The following is an 869-nucleotide window of genomic DNA, read 5'->3' as shown; positions in this document are numbered from 1 at the left end:
AAGCCAGTATTTTATATTTTTTTGATTTCGTGATCACTTTCTGGCTCGTCAGAGCCCATTAATATCGCAATCCATTGAGTTTCTTCACTCGACTCCAGTGCGATTTTTAATAGCATGGTGAGTGGCACTGATAAGAACATTCCTACAGGCCCAAACACCCAACCCCAAAACACTAATGACAAGAACACGACAAGCGTCGACAAGCCTAAGCCCCGGCCCAAAAACTTTGGCTCGACCATGTTCCCCATCACCATATTGGCAGCGATATATAAAGCTGCAGTAAAGGCAGCGCTTATTGGGCCAAGTTGGATTAACGCGAGCAAGACCGTAGGCACTGCCGCAATGATTGACCCGATGTTCGGTACAAAGTTGAGGAAGAAGGCGAGCACTGCCCATAGCAATGGGTAATCAACGCCAATAAGTAGCAAACCGACGTATATCAGAGCGCCTGTTGCGAGACTTACGAGCGCTTTAATTGTCATATAGGTTTTGACCGTAGCAAGAAAGCGATCGATATGTTCGATCTGGCTGTTATTTTCGCCGAAGGCTCGGTGTAGTTTATTCGGCAATGACAAGCTCTCAAAGAGCATAAATACAACGGTTAGAATAATGAGGAAGGAGTTTGATAATACGCCACCTAAGCTACCAAGTGCGCCCATGGCGGTTTGAAATATACTCGAGGGGTCAAAGGTTTCGAGTAGTCGCTGTCTTGGAATTTCAATGCCCCACTGGCCTAAGGCGTTAATACTATTTGCGGTGATGCTTTGAAGTTTCTCCTGATACACCGGAAGGTCATTCGAGAACTCCTTTGCTGAGCTGCCAATGATGCTGATGAGTAAGAGTTGAAATAGACTGATGAAAATAACAAC

The 869-nt window shown here is 45.5% G+C and carries 1 protein-coding gene; it reads right to left on the bottom strand.

Translation table 11 applies throughout. From position 1 onward, the window contains the following. Positions 1-11: 11 nt before the first annotated feature. Positions 12-869, bottom strand: an 858-nt coding sequence (locus A3762_RS18000) for an AI-2E family transporter (protein WP_068756959.1), incomplete at its 5' end; no start/stop codon positions are given.

This window comes from Oleiphilus sp. HI0125 (assembly GCF_001635355.1).
Note: the sequence above shows the minus strand (reverse complement) of the source record. Positions and strands in the feature narration are given on the sequence as shown.